At 60.7% G+C, this 17,660-nt stretch carries 17 protein-coding genes and 1 pseudogene; 11 read left to right on the forward strand and 7 right to left on the reverse strand.

Going from position 1 to position 17,660, the window contains the following annotated elements:
* Genes E3T40_RS00415 through E3T40_RS00425 form a run of 3 tightly spaced genes read left to right on the forward strand, consistent with a single transcriptional unit; the run spans window position 1 to window position 2,338 of the window.
* Window positions 1-315 (forward strand): transposase, encoded by a 315-nt coding sequence (locus tag E3T40_RS00415; protein ID WP_166786528.1) that lies wholly within the window; start codon window positions 1-3, stop codon window positions 313-315.
* Window positions 312-1,259 (forward strand): IS3 family transposase, encoded by a 948-nt coding sequence (locus tag E3T40_RS00420; RefSeq protein ID WP_241981620.1) that lies wholly within the window; start codon window positions 312-314, stop codon window positions 1,257-1,259. Before E3T40_RS00415 ends, E3T40_RS00420 begins: the two co-directional genes overlap by 4 nt.
* A complete protein-coding gene (locus tag E3T40_RS00425) occupies window positions 1,142-2,338 on the forward strand; it encodes an IS30 family transposase (protein ID WP_134542405.1) in 1,197 nt (398 codons plus the stop codon). The genes E3T40_RS00420 and E3T40_RS00425 overlap by 118 nt, the downstream gene beginning before the upstream one ends.
* Before the next feature lie 237 nt (window positions 2,339-2,575).
* Here the strand turns inward: E3T40_RS00425 and E3T40_RS00435 are convergent, their stop codons facing one another.
* The 3 genes and pseudogenes from E3T40_RS00435 to E3T40_RS00445 form a co-directional block, all read right to left on the reverse strand.
* Window positions 2,576-4,354 (reverse strand): molybdopterin-dependent oxidoreductase, encoded by a 1,779-nt coding sequence (locus tag E3T40_RS00435; protein ID WP_198411901.1) that lies wholly within the window; start codon window positions 4,352-4,354, stop codon window positions 2,576-2,578.
* A 612-nt stretch (window positions 4,355-4,966) separates the two neighbouring features.
* A pseudogene (locus tag E3T40_RS17435) lies at window positions 4,967-5,197 on the reverse strand (transaldolase family protein); the annotation flags it as partial.
* A 443-nt stretch (window positions 5,198-5,640) separates the two neighbouring features.
* Window positions 5,641-6,660: a type I glyceraldehyde-3-phosphate dehydrogenase gene (locus E3T40_RS00445; RefSeq protein ID WP_104194246.1), complete on the reverse strand. Its 1,020-nt coding sequence runs from the start codon at window positions 6,658-6,660 to the stop codon at window positions 5,641-5,643.
* A 482-nt stretch (window positions 6,661-7,142) separates the two neighbouring features.
* Between E3T40_RS00445 and E3T40_RS00450 the strand changes: the two genes are divergently transcribed.
* Both E3T40_RS00450 and E3T40_RS00455 read left to right on the forward strand, forming a co-directional pair.
* A complete protein-coding gene (locus E3T40_RS00450; protein ID WP_206750348.1) occupies window positions 7,143-8,228 on the forward strand; it encodes an IS30 family transposase in 1,086 nt (361 codons plus the stop codon).
* A gap of 179 nt (window positions 8,229-8,407) precedes the next feature.
* Entirely contained in the window at window positions 8,408-10,186 is a 1,779-nt protein-coding gene (locus tag E3T40_RS00455; RefSeq protein WP_134542384.1) for a glycoside hydrolase family 15 protein, read from the forward strand.
* Here E3T40_RS00455 and E3T40_RS00460 read toward each other — a convergent pair.
* Window positions 10,173-11,216 (reverse strand): SMP-30/gluconolactonase/LRE family protein, encoded by a 1,044-nt coding sequence (locus E3T40_RS00460; protein ID WP_241981617.1) that lies wholly within the window; start codon window positions 11,214-11,216, stop codon window positions 10,173-10,175. The two genes, E3T40_RS00455 and E3T40_RS00460, sit on opposite strands and share 14 nt — an antisense overlap.
* Here E3T40_RS00460 and E3T40_RS00465 point away from each other — a divergent pair.
* The 3 genes from E3T40_RS00465 to E3T40_RS00475 all read left to right on the forward strand — a co-directional run bounded on the left by E3T40_RS00465 (window position 11,151) and on the right by E3T40_RS00475 (window position 13,872).
* On the forward strand, window positions 11,151-11,951 hold the full coding sequence (locus E3T40_RS00465; protein ID WP_134542385.1) for an SDR family NAD(P)-dependent oxidoreductase: 801 nt from the start codon (window positions 11,151-11,153) through the stop codon (window positions 11,949-11,951). The two genes, E3T40_RS00460 and E3T40_RS00465, sit on opposite strands and share 66 nt — an antisense overlap.
* A 25-nt stretch (window positions 11,952-11,976) precedes the next feature.
* The gene (locus tag E3T40_RS00470; RefSeq protein WP_134542386.1) at window positions 11,977-12,873 is read left to right on the forward strand and encodes an SDR family oxidoreductase; all 897 of its coding nucleotides are present in this window, start codon (window positions 11,977-11,979) and stop codon (window positions 12,871-12,873) included.
* Between the two features lie 531 nt (window positions 12,874-13,404).
* On the forward strand, window positions 13,405-13,872 hold the full coding sequence (locus E3T40_RS00475; RefSeq protein WP_134542387.1) for an SRPBCC family protein: 468 nt from the start codon (window positions 13,405-13,407) through the stop codon (window positions 13,870-13,872).
* A gap of 64 nt (window positions 13,873-13,936) precedes the next feature.
* On the opposite strand, the gene E3T40_RS00480 is transcribed toward E3T40_RS00475, so the two are convergent.
* Window positions 13,937-14,137 carry a hypothetical protein gene (locus tag E3T40_RS00480; protein ID WP_134542388.1) on the reverse strand — a complete coding sequence of 67 codons (201 nt, stop codon included), beginning with the start codon at window positions 14,135-14,137 and terminating at the stop codon, window positions 13,937-13,939.
* A gap of 223 nt (window positions 14,138-14,360) precedes the next feature.
* Window positions 14,361-14,771: a hypothetical protein gene (locus E3T40_RS00485; protein WP_134542389.1), complete on the reverse strand. Its 411-nt coding sequence runs from the start codon at window positions 14,769-14,771 to the stop codon at window positions 14,361-14,363.
* Between the two features lie 619 nt (window positions 14,772-15,390).
* On the opposite strand from E3T40_RS00485, the gene E3T40_RS00490 reads away from it, so the two are divergent.
* The 3 genes from E3T40_RS00490 (at window position 15,391) to E3T40_RS00500 (ending at window position 17,032) form a co-directional block, all read left to right on the forward strand.
* Entirely contained in the window at window positions 15,391-15,855 is a 465-nt protein-coding gene (locus E3T40_RS00490) for a cytidine deaminase (RefSeq protein ID WP_134542390.1), read from the forward strand.
* Window positions 15,856-16,009: 154 nt separating this feature from the next.
* Window positions 16,010-16,417 carry a hypothetical protein gene (locus tag E3T40_RS00495; protein WP_134542391.1) on the forward strand — a complete coding sequence of 136 codons (408 nt, stop codon included), beginning with the start codon at window positions 16,010-16,012 and terminating at the stop codon, window positions 16,415-16,417.
* Window positions 16,418-16,495: 78 nt separating this feature from the next.
* Window positions 16,496-17,032, forward strand: coding sequence for a GNAT family N-acetyltransferase (locus E3T40_RS00500; RefSeq protein ID WP_134542392.1), 537 nt, complete (start codon window positions 16,496-16,498; stop codon window positions 17,030-17,032).
* A gap of 120 nt (window positions 17,033-17,152) precedes the next feature.
* Here E3T40_RS00500 and E3T40_RS00505 read toward each other — a convergent pair whose 3' ends face one another.
* The gene (locus E3T40_RS00505; protein ID WP_104169445.1) at window positions 17,153-17,641 is read right to left on the reverse strand and encodes a MarR family winged helix-turn-helix transcriptional regulator; all 489 of its coding nucleotides are present in this window, start codon (window positions 17,639-17,641) and stop codon (window positions 17,153-17,155) included.
* Window positions 17,642-17,660 lie beyond the last annotated feature (19 nt).

Here is a 17,660-nt window from a genome sequence, read left to right on the forward strand (position 1 = left end):
ATGGCAAGATCACGTCGGGAGTTCACTCCTGAGTACAAAGACGAGGCTGTAAAGCTGGTCATCACTACCGGCAGAGCGGTCGCGACCGTTGCCCGCGAGCTCGGAGTCAACGAGGCCACACTGGGCCGGTGGGTGACCGCGTTCAAGGCTCGCAACGAGACTGGGCAGACTGAGGTGACGGAGTCCGAAAGGGCCGAGCTGCAGCGGCTTCGGAAAGAAAACGCGGACCTGCAGATGGACAGGGCGTTTCTAAAAAAAGCGTCCATCTTCTTCGCCCAGGAAGCGTCGGATACGAACGGAAAGCGTTCGAACTGATGCTGGCGGAGAAGACCAACTTCACCATCACCCGCATGGTCCGCCTCCTCGAGGTCTCCCGCTCTGGCTACTACGCCTGGATCGACCGGGCACCATCGCCGGCGTCGATCCGGCGGGTGCACATCGAGCAGAAAGTCACCTTCTTCCACGGTGATTCCGACGTGGTTTACGGGTCCCTGCGGATCCTCGCCGACCTCCGCGCCGATGGCGAGATCATCTCCCGCAAAACCGTGGCCAGCACCATGCGCCGCTTGGGTTTGGTGGGCATCAGCCCGAAACGCTGGCGCACCACCACGGTCAGCCAGGCCGAGGACGCCTACCCGGTCGACGCCGTCAAACGGCAGTGGGATACCGGGGCTCTGAACCAGGTCTGGGTGGGCGACATCACCTACCTGAGGACCTGGGAAGGGTGGCTGTATTTAGCCACCGTGATCGACGCGCACTCGCGCCGCGTGATCGGCTGGGTCATCGCCGATCACATGCGCACCGACCTCATCCAGGACGCCCTGGTCATGGCCATGGCTCTCCGCGGTAAGCGGCCCGAGCAGGTGATCTTCCACTCCGATCGCGGTACCCAAGGCAGATTCAACCGGTGGAAGCAACACCTCGATTATGAAGGTGGAATATGGGACGTCCGAAGGGTTGGATGGCCACGCAACTCGGGCGGGAGCCGATGCGGTCGCCGGGCCGACCGCCGGCGTGGCGCCGGGAGCACCGGCAGGATTTCTGGGACCTCGTCGGGCAGGGTGTCTCGAGCGAGGAGGCTGGCGAGCGGGCCGGCGTGTCGGCGCCGGTCGGGACTCGCTTCTTCCGTCACGCTGGCGGGATGCGAGACGTCAGCAAGGCACCGCTCTCAGGAAGATTCTTGTCCTTCGTCGAGCGTGAGGAGATCGCGATCCTGCGGGCCCAGAGCGCTGGAGTTCGTGAGATCGCGCTGGCGTTGAGCCGATCCCCGTCGACGATCTCACGTGAGCTGCGGCGCAACGCGGCATCGCGCGGCGGCAAGTCTGAATACCGTGCCACGAGCGCCCAGTGGCACTGCGACCGGCGTGCCCGCCGACCCAAGACCGCCAAGCTCGCGGGAAGCCCCCGGTTGCGCGAGTACGTGCAGTCTCGGTTGGATGGAACGGTCACGCGCGCTGACGGCACGCCCGCTGCAGCTCCCGGGATCAGGGCGTGGAACGGGCGTCGTCATGGGCCACGCCAGGATCGCCGCTGGTCCACAGCGTGGAGTCCGGAGCAGATCGCCGGTCGGCTCAAAGTTGATTTCCCAGACGATGGGAGCATGAGAATCTCGCATGAGGCGATCTACCAGGCCCTCTACATCGAAAATCGTGGCGCGCTGCGTCGCGAGCTGACCACCGCCTTGCGAACTGGTCGGGCGCTGCGAGTGCCGTGGGCCCGTGCCAAGCGCGGCAAGAGCTTCCTGACAGAGGAGGTCATGATCGCCGCCCGACCCGCGGAAGCCAACGACAGGGTCGTGCCCGGGCACTGGGAAGGGGACCTGATCGTCGGGCTGGGCGGGGTCGCGATCGGGACCCTCGTCGAACGCACCACGAGGTTCACGATGCTGTTGCACCTGCCTCCGATGGGCAAGCACAAGATGGTCGGCGCGCAGGCCAAGAACGGGCCAGCGACGGCCGGACACGGCGCCGATGCCGTCTGTGATGCGATCGCCCGGACCATCACGGGCCTGCCCGCGACCCTGCGCAAGTCGCTGACCTGGGACCAGGGCGCCGAGATGGCCCAACACGCCCGACTCCGCATCCAAACAGGACTGCCGTTCTACTTCGCTGATCCCCATTCGCCCTGGCAGCGGCCCAGCACCGAGAACACCAACGGGCTACTACGCCAGTACTTCCCCAAAGGCACCGACTTCACCCGCTACGCCCTCGTCGATCTCGAAGGCGTCGCCAAGACCCTGAACGAACGCCCTCGTAAGACACTCGGATTCAAGACGCCAGCCGAAGCGATGAACGAGCTACTCTTAATCGCAAACACTGGTGTTGCTTCCACCGGTTGAATCCGCCCAATACGCGTCAGCGCAGATCACCGCGTTCGCTGCCGCACATGGCATTACCCGGTCGATGGGACACACCGGAATTTGCTGGGACAACGCGATGGCGGAAAGTTTCTTCGCCACGCTCAAGACCGAGTTCTACCCGCAAAAGACATCCAATACGAAGTCTTCGGCCCCGACCTGTAGCTAGCCGACTTCCAATCGTAAGTTGTTCCGACCTGTCGGTCAGTGCGTGGGATGTCAGATGGATTGCCGATAGCCGAAGAACTCATGGTCGTTGTCGTACCCACCCAGACCACCGCCGACCTCGGAGAAGTCTTCGACGAATTCGATGCCCTTAATCCACTTGACCAGCTTGAAACCGAGCTGCACCTCGTTGCGCAACCGCAGCGGAGCACCGTGACCGAACGACAGCGTTTCATCATTCATGTCATAGGCCAGCATGGTCAGTTTGTAACTCATCTGCTCGATCGGTTGAGCGTCGTAGTAAATCCCACCATCAGGACCGACCGCAAAGGAGTAAAAAATCACCCACTTCGCTTCCAGCTTCGGCTTCGCGATGTCAAGAATGGTCTGCATTGAGACGCCACCCCACTTCGCGACACCCGACCAGCCCTGAATGCAAAAGTGCTGCGTGATTTGCTCGTGGTGTGACAGCGCCCGTAATTGCTCAAGGTCCAACTCCACCGGATTATCAACGAGCCCACCGATTTGCAGCTTGTAATCCGTGAAGGTGCCAGCTTGGAGCTTCTTGTACTCCTCCGATTCCGGGTACTTACCGTTATGCCAGAAATAGGGAGAGATATCTTTCTCCGTGTACTGACCCGGCTTCGAATCGATGTGCTCGAACAACCGCTGCGCGGGACCGATCAGCGCATACCCCACCTTCTGCACCACACGCGGATGCCGGTACGTGAACGGTGTCGCCGCCACCCAGCCGATGATGATGACCACCATCGAGGCGGCGAAGATCAAAAACCCGACCCAGGAGCTGTCGTCCCGTGACGCATACATGTGGTTGAGGTTGCGGAGGGCGCCGGTGGTCAGCACGAGGGTCACGTGGATGATGATGAACATGACGAACCAGGCGAGCACCAAGAAATGGAGTGATCGTGCGACCTGGATACTGAAGACCGAACTGATGGTCCGGAATTTGGTCGACAACGCCGGTGACATCCCGAGCCCGGTGATGAGAGCGGCCGGAGCGGCGATGAACACGGTGATGAAGTAGGCGATCAGTTGCAGACCGTTGTAGTTGACCCAGCCGTTTTCCGTCGGCCAGTCTAGCGACAGATATTGGATTGCGACCGAAATGGAATGCGGGATGACGTCCCAACTCATGGGGACCAAGCGCATCCACTGGCCGGTGACGAAGATCAGAACGTAGAACACGATTCCGTTGAGTAACCACAACGTGTCAACGCCGAGGTGCCACCAGCGGGCGAGCCCGATGGAGTGACGACGCCCCGGCAAGCCGACGCCGTCCGGCAAGGTGATCGATTCCTGCTTCGACGTATACAGCAGATCACTCGGCACCGGCTTCTGCATACGCAACCAGTCTTTACCCGGTGTGGAGTGTCTGGACCAGTACAAACGCGGGTGATCGGCGATGATTGTGACGCCGGAGCGGATGATGAAGATCATCAGAAAAGCATTCAGGAAGTGCTGCCAGCCCAGCCATGCAGGGAAACCCACCGGCGCGTTCTCCGGAAGCTCAGACTCGCCAGGATACTGCTGAATGAAATCCTGCACGGCAGGGAGCTCGCGTATCCCCTTCGCTACCGCGATGCCGATGACCAGGAGCACCAAGCCGATCGGAATCAACCACAACAGGTTGAACCACTTGCTCTTACCAATTCGCACCCGCGGAGCGACACCGTACTGGGCTGGGAGACCGCCTGCCCAGTGTTCGTCGACCGCGGTGTAGTGCGTGCTGTCAAGCTCCGAACGGAAGCTTCGCATCCCCCCCGGCCCACGATCGGGGGCGGGAACATTCTGCTCTTCCAGTCCGGGCGTCATGTCGTGAGCTTAGCAACCGCTAAACTGCCAGCACCAGATTGACGGGATCTGCCCGCACGTAGATGATTGTCCCCGACATGGACATGGACACGGAAGCGGCCAAACTCTGCCGATATCCGGCTACATGGGAGTCGATCACCGTCGAAGCTAGCTTTATACCGAAGCTAAATAAGACTGACCGGCCTCCATCACCCCTGCGAACTGAGATCGATCCCACATGTTGCGGAAGGGGCCGCACCCACGGGTGCGCCCCCTTCGCTCTGCTGAACTAACATCCATCCACGACCGGGTGGAATGGCTTCATCCCGGCCTGAACTGACTTACTGTCGACGCCAAGCGTCTCCGGTCTCTTCCTCATAGCCTGCAAAGGCTTTTTCCAGCCCAGTGAGGACCTCGGCCGTTGTCTCGAACAGTGCCTTTGGCCCTGACCCCGTTGAGTGGACACCTCACAAGAGAGAATGTTCACTATGGCAAGATCACGTCGGGAGTTCACTCCTGAGTACAAAGACGAGGCCGTGAAGCTGGTTTTGACGACCGGCACGTCCCAGGCCGCAGAGATCCAACTCGCCGCCTAACCCGTGTCCACTCTCCGGGGTCAAGGCCAGTTAGCGCTCACTGATGACGAGCTTGGTGAAGCGGCATAGGCGGCGCCCCCGCTGGCGATGCCGACCTTCCCCCGCCGCCGACCAACCGGTCCTCCACTCCGAACAGGTATGCATCGACCATGTTTTCGTACACTTTTGTTGAGAATAGCAGCGTGTTGTTCACGCTGATGCCCTGACCGATCAACCGCCGGATCGCCGGGATGCCCTCCGTGATCATCGGATTGGGCCGGTCGGCCGCGGCCCATAACCGCTGCGGTAAGTGCGCCCGTTCCCGCGGTGTTGTGGGCCAGGTCGGGTGCTACCTCCATCACGTATCGTCGCCAGCATCCGTGCCTTCATACACGCCTCGTCGCAGGTCCGCCGCCCGCCGCAGATCGATGATGACCAGAATCTTATACACGAATTTGGGAGTCAAGGCCGTAGCATCCGCTGACGACTCGGTGTGAGCCCGAGTCAGCGCGTGACTACAGTCGGTTAAGCCGACGATCACCTTCTCGAAGATCGACGGGTTCGAGGTGACCGTTCAATCCGTCCTCACGCACCATCCGTTCGCACTTGCCGGAAATAAGTAGGCTGCAGCGGATGTAATCGAGCCAAACGACTTTGCCCTAAAGTCCCAATGTCGCTGATCGGGCTACGTACCCTATGGAAGGTGACATCGAAACCTCAGTGTATTTCTCGTCACGGAGATGTTTCCCCGCTGGAAGGTAACCCAAGGGTGGCCCTAGCCTCGCGGATCATTTGGTGGGTGAAGCCCCACTCGTTGTCGTACCAGGCCATGATCTTTATCAGGGTGCCGTCCACGACCTGCGTCAAATCAAGGTTCACCACGGCGGCGCGTGAATCGCCGATGATGTCGGAGGAGACCATCGGGTCCGCCGAAACGCCGAGGATGCCTTGATACCGGGGCGTCTTCGCCTCCTCGATGAACACGGCGTTGACCTCCTCTACGCTGGTCGGGCGGGAAGTGACAATGACAATGTCGGCAATGGAACCAACCTCGATCGGGGCGCGGATCGCAACCCCGGCGAAGAGCCCGGTCAACTTCGGCAATGCCCGGATTGTCGCCTGTGCAGCACCGGTAGGAGCGGGCACCAAGTTCGCTCCACCCGCCCGCCCACGTCGGAAATTGTCACTTGGAGAGTCGACCAGGCGCTGGGTCGCGGTATAAGCATGAATTGTGGTCATGATCGCACGCTCCACCCCCAGACGCCTTGTCGCGATCTCGATGACCGGTGTGATGCAGTTCGTCGTGCAACTGGCGCAAGAGATGATCTGCGGATGCCCATCCGGCCGGTTCACCCCGTGCACAACCGTCGGGACGGATTCGGACTTCGTCGGGGCAGACAAGATGACGAACGACGCGCCCGCCTGAATATGTTTGGTCAGGTCCTCCGCCCGAGTGAAAGCACCAGTGCACTCCAGCACTAGATCGACTCCGAGCTCCCGCCACGGCAGAGCCGCTGGGTCCCGTTCGGCAAGAACAACCACCCGGTGGCCGTCGATGACAAGTGCATCAGCCTCCACAACAATCTGACGGTGGTACCGGCCGTAGACCGTGTCGTACCGCAGCAGGTAGGCAAGATTCTCAATTGACGCCACATCGTTGACCGCAACAAGTTCCAGATTCTCTGAATCGAGCAGAATTTTTAATGCAGCCCGCCCGATTCGGCCCAACCCATTGATCGCCACTTTCGGCATCTGAGATCCTCCTGATTTCCAATCATTTTCACGTCGCAGGTTTTGCACGACAAAATAGGTTCCTATTTCATGCTGCGCCCCCCCAACAGCTTTCGTCAACAAGCGAGAGCACATTACCGGGAGCACTTGTCGGTGCAGGTACCCGAGAGTTTGATGGGATCACGTCAGTCTTGAGGCTGTATGTGCTCATTCTTGGCGGCGGCTATATTAGCCCGTACACCGCACGGGGTTGCCGAAGCACCTGTTCTCGGCACCAACGACGATCACCCGGTTACATCCCCGTGAGTGGTGTGGTTTCCGGCTTCTAAGTATTGCTTCGTCAACGTGAAGAGCCACCAGGCGGTTTCAAGGGGTCGTATCAACACCGTTTGAGTGAGGTGTTGTTAATGGCGTCGAGATTGGTCATGAAGGTCCGCGAGAACTTGTTCTGGGATCGGGTTCGGGAAGGCATGTCGGCATCGGCCGCGTGTGAATCTATAGGAATGGGTCGCAAACAGGGATTTCGATGGAACAAAGCCGCTGGCGGACGGATACCCGTTCCGACGGTTGCGTCTTCGGGACGTTTTCTAGGCCAAGAGGAACGTCTGCGCATCGCGGATCTGAGGTTGGGTGGTGCAGATGTCAGGGCAATCGCGCAGGATCTGGGTCGTGTCGCGTCGACGATCAGTCGGGAGCTGCGCCGGAACGCACACCCGGCAACGCGTAGCTATCGGCCCTGTGCCGCACAGAAACGGTGTGAGATCAGAGCGTGCCGGCCCAAACCCGGCAGGCTCGATGTCCGGCAGCTTGCCGCTGTCGTTGAGGAACGCTTGCGGAAGAGCTGGAGTCCGCAGCAGATCAGCGACGACCTCGCAGTCGCGTTCGCCGGCCAGGACGAACTGCAGGTATCCCACGAGACGATCTATCAAAGCCTCTACGTGCAAAACCGCGGCTACGTCGGAGTCCGCCCGCACCGGCACCTACGACGAGGGCGATCAGCTCGAAAATCGCGAGCCGCACATCTCATTACCCCCGGTCGAATTCGCGACAAGGCGCTGTTGAGTGAACGGCCCGCTGAGGCCAACGACGGAGTGATTCCCGGGCATTGGGAGGGCGATCTCATCGTTGGCTCGGCGTCAGGATCCGCGATCGCGACCCTCGTTGAACGCACGACCCGATTCGTCGTCTTGGTCCACCTGCCCAACGGCCATAGCGCCACGGCGCTCCATGACGCGCTCATCGGCGCCCTCAACCTCATGCCCGCGATGCTGCGGCGGTCATTGACCTGCGATCAGGGAAGCGAACTGGCACGGCACGTTGAGATCACGAAAGGGACGGGCGTTCCCATCTTCTTCTGCGATCCGCACTCGCCCTGGCAACGCGGCACGAACGAGAACACCAACGGCCTGCTGCGTCACTACTTCCCCAAAGGCACCGATTTGAACGCGCACAGCGCCCAACGACTCCTCGAAGTCGCCACCGAACTCAACGAACGCCCCCGCAAAACCCTCAACCGAAGCACCCCAGCCGACCTGCTCAGCAGGCTAACCTCGAAGAAAGAAATAACCCCCGTTGCTTCCACCCCTTAAAACCGCCCATGGGTTGCGACACAAATAGGTTTCGAGATACGAAAGCGCAACGGGGTGCTTGGATGCCTCGACCTGTTGGCTCGGCATAAAACGCCGCATGCTCAACGAGCCCCGTCGGTGCATCGAGGCTAAGCTCGAGGCGGTTCAGTTCACGGATGTCGTCGACGAGTGGGAGGCGAATGAGCTCTCAACGCCGGGATGGCTATACGGACTTACGCTCGTACGCTGCGATCGGTGACGGACGCACGGTGGCGTTGGTCGCACTGGATGGCGGCATCGATTGGCTTCCCATATCGGCGCTCAACTCTACCCCTGTGTTCGCGCGGCTGCTGGACGCACGAGAGGGCGGCAGCATTGAGCTCGCGCCCGCGAGGACCTACACCGTCACGCGCCGGTATGTCCCCGGAACCAATGTGCTGGAGACCACGTTCACAACGGATGCGGGTGTCGCCCGAGTCACGGATGCTCTCGTTAACGGATTCGCCGGCCGGCTTCCGTGGGTGGAGCTGGCGAGGCGTGTCGATGGCATCCGTGGTGCCGTGCGTTTCCGATGGCGCGTTACTCCCGGTACGTGCCTTTCGACTGCATCGCCATGGGTCGACACGACGATTCACGGAAAGGTCATCCGCGTTGGTAGCGTGACGATTGCGGTGCGCGGACTGGCGCATGGACCGCGCGGGGGTGGCAGCCGCGCACTGGCCGGAAGCTTTACGACGGCGGCGAAGTCCCGCCACCTCATCACGGTTGCGGGTACCGCGAACGAACCGGTTCATGTGCCGGTGCCCGAGTTGACTGACGAGAGTGTGAACCGCACGATCGAGAGCTGGCAATTGTGGTCGCGTGACTTCAACTACGACGGGCCATGGGCGGACGCTGTCCAGCGCAGTGCTCTGGCTCTCAAACTACTGATCTACAGCCCGACGGGAGCGATTGCGGCGGCGCCGACGACATCGCTTCCAGAGAACCTCCGTGGCGGCAAGAACTGGGACTACCGCTTCGCGTGGGTGCGGGATACGGCGTATACGGTGCGTTCTCTCGTTCGTTTCGGCCTTCGCGAGGAGACCCACGCGGCGGTCGCATGGCTGCTTCGCACGATCAGGGAGTGCGGCCCGGAGTTGCACATTCTTTACACACTGGACGGCGCTGTTCCCGGTGATGTTGAAACCCTTGACGTGCCGGGGTGGCGCGGAATTGGGCCGGTGACCATCGGTAATCGCGCAGCCAACCAGCTGCAGCTCGGGGTATACGGTGACCTGTTCAACGTCATGCGTGTGTACGTCGAGGCCGGAAATGTGCTCGATGTGGATACGGGCTTACTGCTGGCTTCACTCGCCAACCACGTGGCGGACATCTGGCGACAGTCGGACTCCGGGATATGGGAACTCACCGAGCAGCGCCACTACACCTCGTCGAAGATGGGATGCTGGCAGGCCCTCACCGACGCGACGCGCCTCTGTGAGATGGGCCAGATCCCGGGAAACCCCACACACTGGCGATCCGAATCCGAACTCATCGCAGCGTGGGTACGCGAGCACTGCTGGTCCGAAGCGCGAAAGAGCTTCACGGCCTGGGCGGGCGGCGACGATCTGGATGCATCCGTACTCCTCCACGCGGCCAGCGGGTTCGACCGAAGTTCGCGGATGTCGTCGACGATAGACGCAATTCGTACGGAACTTGGCGATGGTCCACTCACGTATCGCTACACCGGGGCCGCCCACGAGGAGGGAGCATTTGTTGCCTGCTCGTTCTGGTTGGCATCCGCACTCGCATGCGTCGGTCGCAATGACGAGTCCGTCGTGCTCATGGACGAGCTCATTGATTTGGCGAACGATGTGGGTCTCTATTCGGAGATAATCGATCCGAGCGACAACGCCTTTCTAGGTAACCTGCCACAAGGGCTGAGTCACCTCGCACTCCTCAATGCCGCAATCACAATCGAGGAACTCACCCGCGACTGAAGAACGGAGTGGGTTGGCGTCCTTGAGTGTCCGTTTGAATCGCAAATACGCTACCGGACAGCGGATACGCCTCTAACTGTGCTTGCGTCAGGTTTTCGCGCGCGCTTGCAACATACAGCATGGAGAGGTCGGCGCCGCCAAATGCAACAGAGGTGAGGTTCAGTGCCGGTATATCGATGGCGAAGACCTCAGCGCCATTCGAGTTGTAGTGCACGACCTTGCCGCCCCCGTACAGCGCGCCCCAGAAGTTACCGTCCGTATCGATCGTGAGGCCGTCGTGCGGTGCGCCGCGGGTGAACACATTCACATCCGTGATGTCGCCGTTCGCGCTGTACGCACCCGTGTAGATCGTGCCGACACTTGTGTCTGTAAAGAAGATGCGACGACCGTCCAGGGACCATTCCAGCCCGTTCGCGACACCGATACCGCCCCGGAGCAGACGCACGTCCCCATCACCGGAAACCGAGTAGAACGCGCCGACCGGATCGTCATTGAAAAGGTTCATCGACCCAGTGATCCACCGGCCCGCTGGATCAACCTTTCCTTCATTGAGCCGGAGGCCAAGGCGACTGTGATGGATCTCTGCGACTGTTCGGATCAAGTGACCCGAGGAATCCGTCACGACGATTCGATCTTCGAGCGACACGATGAAACCCGGGCGTCCTCCTATTTCTGCAACGGAAAATGAGGCCAGAGGCGGGGGCAGCGTGATCGTGTCGTCAGCCGAGCCGTCCGCGGGCATGCACAGCGGACTTCGGTGGATGAGCCCCGCAGTGATGTCGCACCAGAGCATTGCGGGATGGTCCCCACGAGCATCCCAGATGAGGCTTTCCCCCAGGATCGCGCCGGTGCTCCTGAATACCTCCGGGTCTCCAACGGCATTGCGCACTTGAATACCACAACATTGTTGAGCGGCGATGTCAAGGAATAGAAAATTGTTGAGTGCGCGGCGTACGGTGAAGTCATGGATCTTGGTATCAAGGGAAAAATAGCGCTCGTCTCCGGCGGTGACTCGGGGATCGGCTGGCACACCGCTCACCGGCTACTTGCCGAAGGCGTCACGGTAGTCATCACCGATCAGTACCAGGACAAACTGGATGCGGCGGCCGAGCAGCTGAACGCGAAACCGAATCAGCTGTACGCATTCACTGCCGATATCACCAGTGTCGACTCGATCGCGACCCTTCGAGACAGGGTGCTTGACGCGGTCGGCGACATCGATATCTTGGTGCAGTCAGCAGGTATTACCGGCGCCCAAGGCCTCTTCCATGAGCTGACGGACGAAGGCTGGATGGAAACGCTCCTCGTCGACCTGATGGGCCCGGTGCGGCTCGTCAGCGCCTTCCTGCCGTCGCTTCGCAAAGGCGGCTGGGGCCGGCTCGTGTTTCTGGCGTCCGAGGACGGGGTGCAACCATACGACGACGAACTGCCGTACTGCTCGGCGAAAGCCGGCATCCTCGCGCTTGCCAAAGGCTTGTCTCGCAGCTACGCCATGGAAGGGTTGCTGGTCAACTGTGTGTCACCGGCGTTCATCCATACCCCGATGACGGACGCGATGATGAAGAAGCGGGCACACAAGCTTGGCATTTCGATTCCGGATGCGATCACCACCTTCCTCGATGAAAAGCGCCCATCCATAGAGCTAAAGCGCCGCGGCACACCGGACGAAGTGGCCAGCGTGGTCGCGTTCCTTTGCTCAGATCTCGCTAGCTTCGTCAACGGAGCGAACTACCGCGTCGACTCCGGCTCTGTAGCCACGATCTAAAGCCCCGCCCCACGAAAGGAACATCATGGCGACCGACCAATACTCCCTCACGGATCCGCGCACACGTTACCCCTCCATTTCTCCACCCATCCAGCAACAGCCAGAGCCGGGCATCCAAGCGAACATGGACCCGGTGCCAGACCTCGGAGAGACAAGTTACCGCGGCTCTGGGCGGCTCACCGGACGCAAGGCGCTCATCACTGGTGGAGACTCCGGAATCGGCGGTGCAGTCGCCATCGCATTCGCCCGGGAGGGCGCCGATGTTGCGATCTCCTATCTGCCGGAAGAGGAACAAGATGCTCGCCACATCGTCGGCCTGATCAAAGAGGCCGGCCGTACTGCTGTCGCATTCCCTGGTGACCTAAAAGACAAAAATTACTGCCGTGAACTGGTCGAAGCTGCCGTCACCGGGCTGGGTGGCCTGGACATCGTCGTGAGTAACGCCGGAAAACAGGTCTTCGTCGAAAAACTGGAAGACATCAGTGACGAGCAATTCGAGGACACCATGCGCACGAATGTGTTCGCGATGTTCTGGATCATTAAGGCAGCCGTACCGCATCTGAAGCCCGGCTCGACCATCATCGCCACGGCATCCTTGGAGGCCTACCACCAGCTACCGTTCCTTCTCGACTATGCGACCACGAAAGGCGCCATCAACAACTTTTCAAAGGCGCTCGCTCAGCAACTCGCGCCCCGCGGCATCCGCGTCAACGCAGTGGCTCCCGGCCCCACCTGGACGGCGTTACAAGTGACGCAGGGGTATCCGCCCGAGAAACTGCCCGAGTACGGCAAGGACAACCCACTCGGCCGCTCCGGACAACCAGCCGAACTCGCGCCCGCCTATGTATTCCTCGCCTCCGGAGAGTCCAGTTTCGTCATCGGAGAAACACTCAACGTCAACGGAGGAATGCCGACACCCTAGAAAGTATCGGGCGCAGCGGTTCAATCGGGTATAGATCAGCTAATCAGCCGCGTATCTACGTCAGCTTCGGCTCTCGAAAACGAGACCCACGACTGATGAGCGTTCAGATCCTGCGAGGAACACCCTGCTACTAGAGGTCAGAAGCGGGTCGTCCACAGATCCGATGGTCTGGCAGCGGCAGCTTTTCAGTGAGGTTCGACTAGGACCGACGCTGCGCGGGATCGTTTCCGGCAGGAGGTGCTTCACGAAGGCGTTGGGGACCAAACCGAACCAAGTCAGGAAGCCGAATCCGCCGGCGCACACGACCCACGACGCAGCGGCGACGGCGGCCGGAATCCAGGGAAATGGGCTTTGGCCTGGCCTTGTCATCCCCCGAGCCTAGGTCACCGCCGAGCAGGCATCGCTCTCGGCCTGGTCGACGCACCGGAACTTTCGCCTCGCCAGGTTCGGCTCGTGACTCGGCACGAGTGGTAATTCGGACACGCGATTCAGAGCCGGCGAGGTACCGGGGTGATGTAGCAAGCTGACCTCATGGGCGACAAGGTGATCTATGTGGAGATCGAGATCAATGCCGACGCCGATCGGGTATGGCAACTCACACAAGATCCGGCTCAGCATCCGCGCTGGGATCTCCGATTCAGCAGCATCACACCCGTCGCCGCACTACCGACCAGGGGCAACCGCTTCGTCTACCAGCGCCGCACGCTCCTCCACACGATCACGGGAACAGGTACCTCTCTGGGAGAACGACAACGACCAGACGGAACACGCACCTCGGCACTTCGATTCACGACCAGCGACAAGCTCTCGCCACTCCGGGCAGGTCGGGGCGAGTGGCGTTACCTTCCCACGGCTAACGGGACGACTTTCATCACCGGCTTCAACTATGAGCCCGGGTGGGGTCGATTGGTCGACAGGCTGGTCATTGTCAGCTACGCGCTTGGTCGCTTGGGATCCCCATGGCCGTTACCACCTACAGACGCGGAAGTCTGGATGTAAGTAGACGGTGTCGACGTCCGCGCAGGCATGAGCAGGTGCCGACGTCGGCGCGGATGATTCGGGGCTACTCCCCTTGTCTGCCGATGAAGTCAGCCATGCCGGGCACGGTGAATGCGACGAAACCGCGTTCTGGTGTGTAGATGTGACCGCTCCGGATCAAGTCTCGGCGATTGACGGAGAGGTCCGTGGTGCGCTTCTTCCGCAACCGGGTCACGAGTTCGGCCATTGATGAGGAGGCATCATCGTCGATGGCCATTGCGGACATGAAGGCCCGCTGAGTCGGGGTAGCCCGCTCCCACCTCGATTGATAGAGACCTTGTTCCACTTCACTTCGCGCTGACTCGATCCCGATTTGGGCGTCCTGCAGAGAAATGGTATCCGTGGCCCTGACAGCGCAAACATGACTGCCACAGGCTTGGATGAAATATGGGTATCCCCCCGTAGCTGTCACCGCGGCATCCAGGGCGTCAGGCTCCCAGTCGACTCCGTTAACGTGCCGGGGCAGTGAGGGCGTCAGACGTCGCGGCAGTGTCGAGCAAACCGATCTGACGATAGTCGTAGAGGGGCTCCGCGTAGCTAGTCGCGTCAGCGAGCACGGCAGGCAGGGAAGGTAACCCCGCGCCGACGAAAACGACCGGGACGGGGAAGACGTCTTGACCGAGGTTATGCAGGGCGACATTGAGAGCAGTGAGATCCTCGGATGAGGCTTCTTGGAGTTCATCGACGGCCAGAACGATAACCGTGTTGGCCTCACGCGCAGCAAGCCCAATGGTCTCCAATAGCTCCTGGAGATCGACAGCGAGATCGCCGCTGTCGGCTACGCCGCGCTCCGGTTCAACGTCGACAGTGAAGGAGTAGGTCCCTGACGGGTCGACACGCACTTGGAATGAACGAAGCACGCGGGCGGCCTTGGACCAAAGCGCTTTGGCACAGTCAGAGCTTGAGAGGACTCGTCGAAGTGCGAGGTGGAGCTCTTTAGCCAGCGCGACGGCCAGGGGCTTGCTGCTCGATGCCTCGACTTTGATGAAGATCAATGAGCTCGGCCGCGTCGCGTCCGAGCTGATTGAGCAACACGGTCTTCCCTACTCCGCGGAGCCCGGAGAGGATCCAAGGCCGTTCCCCCTCCCCTGTTTCCCGTGCATGGTACAGCCGTGTACGGAATTCACTCAGTAAGTCGGAGCGGCCTGCCAGAACTGGTGGCACCCGCCCTGCGCCTGGCTTGAAAGGATTCGTCTAAAGCTCCATAAATAGAACAATATAGCCCCGAGTAAACAGATTGTTTACTCGATCGTATAAGCCCTTATAAAAGAGCGGTGATATCGCTTTGCTTCACGAATGCGCGGCCCGCGCTGTCGCAATTCGCGCACCAGATCGCGAAGCTGTTTCGGTCGGGCTATCGGTCACCCAGTGCAGCGAGGGCTCCTCACGCTGTCATCGCGTGGATGTGTGCGCTCAAGGTCCGTCTTGCGGGCATGCCAGCCAGGAGTTGGATCCGGTTCGATCCGTAGGATTACCATCATGCTCCCGAACGCTGAACTCGCAGTGCCGACGGCCGAAGACTTTGAGCTCGTTGAGCTCGCAAGAGAGGTCATTGACGCGAACACGGATGCCGGGCCGGATGAAGATGGTGCGCACACGATTGGCGCGGCAGTTCGAGACGCCGACGGCCGCATGTTCGCTGGGGTGAATTTGTTCCATTTCACCGGTGGTCCGTGCGCTGAGCTGGTTGCACTTGGCGCGGCGCGTGCACAGGGCGGGCGAGAAATCACGACAATCGTCGCTGTTGGCAATCACGGGCGCGGTGTTGTCGGCCCGTGCGGGCGTTGCAGGCAGGTCCTTTTCGATTACTACCCAGGCATCAGGGTGCTGCTCCCGACTGCCGAAGGAGTTCGGGTCGCCACCATTGAGGCCCTGATGCCGTTTGCCGCGGCGTGGACTCTGGAGGGTGGCACTCGGCAGTTCGACGAGGAGCGTTTTCGCTGATGTCGATGGGAATTGGATGAGGATCGATAGTGAGAAGCTAGCTAAGTGATGCTGACACGCAGGCGAAGGTGGGGTGCTCTCTTCGTGTTCGTCGGGATTGCACTCTCCCTCACTGGCTGCAGCACCGAGTACCACGGCTACGACAGTGGGATCGATGGCACGCTGTGGAGACAGATCGTCACGCTACCAGCCGTCAGTAAACGAACCGGGTGGCTACCTCGACTCGCTGCAGGGTGAGCGATGGAATGGTTCGGTTGTATCAACATCCGATCTCGATCTTCGGAAGGGCGGTGTGGTCCTCTATGACATCTCCTCGACGGATTCTGCTGCAAAGCTTTCGGTATTCATTGCGCCCGGACCTCGACCCGATGTTCCAACGGATGATGGTCAGCACTACAACGGCCCAAGCCAGGTATTCACGTGTTACCGGGTGGAAGCCACCTTCTCCTCGGTAGTGGCGCCTTCTGTGGGTCGGGTCACGTTTGATGACTGCCCGGCGGCCCTCGTCGAACTGATGCCTGAAGGTGCAGTCTTCGCGAGTGGTGAGGTCTTTGATGGCTGAACGCGTGAGCGCATCTATGCCACGCCCGTAAACCGTTCGGCCTGCGGGTAGGTCCTGCTGGAGCGGGAGGATCGAACGGTGCTACGTCTTTCCAGTCTCGAGGACCACTTCCGGGTCACTGAGATCGAGCGAGCCGCCGGCGAGTTGTTCCGCGACATCAACATGGCGATAGTCGCCGATGATCAACCGATCAGCAGGCAGGATTTCCAGCGCTTCGTCACGGACCATGGGGCGTTTGTGTGGCTGGTCGACGGTGTGACCGTCGCCTACTTACTCCTCGAGCAGCTTGACGGAGCTGCTCATATCGAGCAGGTCACGGTCCACCCAGAGCACGCGCGTCAGGGTATCGGAGCGCAACTGATTGTCGTGGCTGACTCTTGGGCCTGTGAACGCGAACTCCCCGCTGTGACGCTGACCACATTCCGAGACGTTCCGTGGAACGCGCCGTACTACGAGCGCCTCGGCTTCCGTGCCTTCTGGCCACGTGACTGGGGCCCGGCGATGGGCGCTCGAATGGAGACAGAGGCAGCGCGAGGGCTCGAAGCCTGGTCCCGCGTGGCGATGATCCGACCCGTGAGCAAAGTCAGAACAGCAGAAGCTGTCGTTCACGGATAATCGCCCGCAAATCGTTCCCAACCGCCACTCCCCGAGATGTCGAAACTTCGGCGAGTTGGTGTCGAAACTGCGTCCGTCGAGGTCCGGCTTGCGGACAACGTGAATGTGGGGTGGCGTTTGTTAGGAGCTGGCAGCTTTATGGATTCGTTGAAGGAGCACTGCGAGGTTCGCCTGCTCCTCGACGCTGAGTGCCGCGATGATCGCATGCTCGGTTTCGAGGTGGTCGGGCAATGCCGCCTCAATGAGTTCGCGTCCGGAATCGGTGAGCGCGACGAGCGTGCCGCGGCCGTCATTCGGGTTTGCCTCCCGACTGACTAACCCGCGCGTTTCGAGCTTGTTCAGCCGCTGGGCGACCGCGCTCGTGGAAATCATAGCGTCACGCGCCAGCTCTATCGGGGCAATCCGATAGGGGGCACCACTTCGCAGCAGCGTGGCGAGCACATCGAATGATGCGGAGTCCAGAGCATGCCGAGCGAATGTCTTGGCCAGGCGCGATTCGACAGCGACTGCTGCGCGAGTCAACCGACCGATGACCGCCATCGGCGAGACATCGAGATCGGGTTTCTCGGAATGCCACTGGTCAAGGATTCGATCCACATGGTTCGCCATGCGTCCAGACTAGCAATTG

It is taken from the genome of Cryobacterium sp. TMT1-19, assembly GCF_004403055.1.
In the GTDB taxonomy this organism is placed as follows: domain Bacteria; phylum Actinomycetota; class Actinomycetes; order Actinomycetales; family Microbacteriaceae; genus Cryobacterium; species Cryobacterium sandaracinum.